General features: G+C 54.5%; 2 protein-coding genes and 1 pseudogene. All 3 read left to right on the forward strand.

The window, feature by feature from the left end:
• The first annotated feature begins 1 nt into the window (after position 1).
• The 3 genes and pseudogenes from GIW04_RS29905 to GIW04_RS29915 all read left to right on the forward strand — a co-directional run bounded on the left by GIW04_RS29905 (position 2) and on the right by GIW04_RS29915 (position 2191).
• Complete coding sequence (locus GIW04_RS29905) at positions 2–352, forward strand: hypothetical protein (RefSeq protein ID WP_236479548.1); 351 nt, start codon at positions 2–4, stop codon at positions 350–352.
• Between the two features lie 120 nt (positions 353–472).
• Positions 473–639, forward strand: a pseudogene (locus tag GIW04_RS29910) (xylose operon transcription regulator XylR); the annotation flags it as partial.
• Between the two features lie 139 nt (positions 640–778).
• The gene (locus GIW04_RS29915; RefSeq protein ID WP_120248329.1) at positions 779–2191 is read left to right on the forward strand and encodes a PAAR domain-containing protein; all 1413 of its coding nucleotides are present in this window, start codon (positions 779–781) and stop codon (positions 2189–2191) included.
• Positions 2192–2356: the final 165 nt, after the last annotated feature.

The raw sequence follows: 2356 nt of genomic DNA on the forward strand, positions 1-2356 counted from the left end.
GATTATTTCAGGTGGTCCGATGCTGCTTGCGGCGTCGAGTCTTGCATACAGCTTGTACCTGAGCCGCCGCCATTTGGATGCCATTAAGGATGCGTTGAAAAATAGCCGCTACATTTATCTTTGGGGGCCTAGTCTTGGGAAACGAGGCTTGATTTGGTCCCTATTGGAAATGTCGAAGATTGCTGGAATGGTGGTTTGGCCGAAGGCTTATATCATTTTGGGAGATGTATGCCCCGCTGATCTTGAAAAGTTTCCGCCCTACCTGAAACGTCGTCTTATCATCAATATTACGATGGCTTTCACTGCCCTTATCTGGATGGCAGTTGGAATCATTCTTTGGAAACTTAGGTAACGAACGGGCCTCCCTGAGGCCCGATATGCCCATACAACATCCCAGGATGTGACATCGATTTGAATGTAGCTAGGCGTCCGCAGTCCACGGGCCAAATCTGCACTGACCAGCCCCAAGACAATGAACACCCTACCGCCCGTTCACCGCATTGCCTTGCTATTCAACGGCAGCAAAATCTACGACCGCGGCATCATCGCCGGCATTGGCAATTACCTGAGCAGCACCCGGGTATCCTGGCACCTGTTCCTAGAGGAAGACTTTTCTGCCGTCCGCGCGGTATTGAGCGTTAAAGGGGAGTGCGATTTTGAATGAAGGGCTGAGAACGGCTCAGGGATTACAGGATTTAGGGAAACGTCTGACTTTACGGTGGGGATATGCCTCTTCAAGGTTTGCGGACTGAATCAGCCCTAGGTAATGAGGCAATCAATGAGCAAAGGACACTATGTTGTTTTAGGTGACCAAACGACGTGCGGCGGGCGAGTTCTCGAGGGTGATCCGACATTCAAGTTACATGGCCTTCACCGTGTTCTGGAAGGTGCTCGGGTCACGTGCGGAAATCATGCAGGAGATTTCCGGATTCTAGGCGGCATTTCCAATATGAGGCGTAATGGGAAGCGTGTTGCTGGCACGCTGGACAGTGTCAGCAGTTGCCCCTGTAGAGCCCGGTTGATTCCTTCGGTGTTAAAGGCCACCTACGAAAAGCGAGCAGCAGAACCGCCAGCGAGCCAGCGGGCTGATCAACCGAACGAGGCCACTGTAAACGGTAACCCCGTAACGTCGTCTCAATCTGCTTTCACGCCTGCCGGTCGTACAGTGCCAACGGCATTCAGCGGTGCGCACGGCCAGGAGCCTGGCTTCTATATCGTGCCCCAGAGCATGACCCGCGAGGCGCTGGAAGCCACACTTTTTCCGACGCTCGACGCGGCTGTAATGCGCAAGTTTCAAGCACTGAACCCGAATACGAGCCACGTCAAAGCCGGCTCGATGATCGTGCTCAGCGACCCGAACAACACGTCCTGCACCTATCAGGAAGCGCAACTGATGCAGGCTGCACAACACGTCAGCGCATCACTGGATGAGCTGACGCCGGACGAGGCTGACTTTCTGTATCGCCAGGGTGCAGAGATCGCCGGTTTCATCGGCCATACCTCAACCTGGCTCGGCGTCAGTGCGGTGGTGATGGAAAAACACCTGAGCAATCTGCGCGAAACGCTGCAGGCCATGGAACGCCTGCATCAAGACAGCTATCGGCAGCACGGGCATCTTAGGTCAGCGCAGTTCTTTGCTGATCGCCAACGGTTGATGAATCAGTTGGATGCTCATCTGCTCAACTCCACCCGCCTGCGCGGGCAGACCACCTTGGGCGATCACCCCAAGTTGAAAGCGGCCCTGGGTATATCCAGCCGCAGCTTGGTGCATCACTGGGACAAGGCAGGTGGGCCGGGGCAGATTCCGGGGTATGCCGCGCATGTGGAGGCGGTCAGCCGTGCCACGAAGTATATGAAGACCGGTGGGTACATCGGCATTGGTCTTGGCGCGGTATCTTCGTTGTTGGCAATTCAGCAGGTGTGCAAAGGGGATTCTGCGGCAGCGTGTAAAAAGGTCAAGTTTACTGAAGGGGGAAAATTTGGCCTTTCTACTGTCGGTGGTGCTTGGGGTGGCAGGTTAGGTTTACAGGCCAGCGGTCCTGTCTGCCTGGCGCTAGGTATCTCTACAGCTATAGGAGGTGTTATTTGTGCTGCTGCACTGGTAGGAACTGGTGCATGGGTGGGCACGACGGCAGGTGGGGTGGGAGGGGAGCTAGGTGGAGAAATCCTTCACGAGAAAACTGCGCTATGACTGAGGAGGAATTCTGGAAGTCCTGGTTCGCTTTTTGGATTGTTGGCGGTGGTCCTTTTTTGCTTGGAGTTATAAGCATTGGATACACGTTGTATCTGAGCCGGTGTCACTTGGACGCCATGAAGGACGCGTTGAAGAATAGCCGTTACATTTACTTATGGGGGC

The organism is Pseudomonas sp. PA-4-8C (genome assembly GCF_021606625.1).
Lineage (GTDB): Bacteria > Pseudomonadota > Gammaproteobacteria > Pseudomonadales > Pseudomonadaceae > Aquipseudomonas > Aquipseudomonas lactis.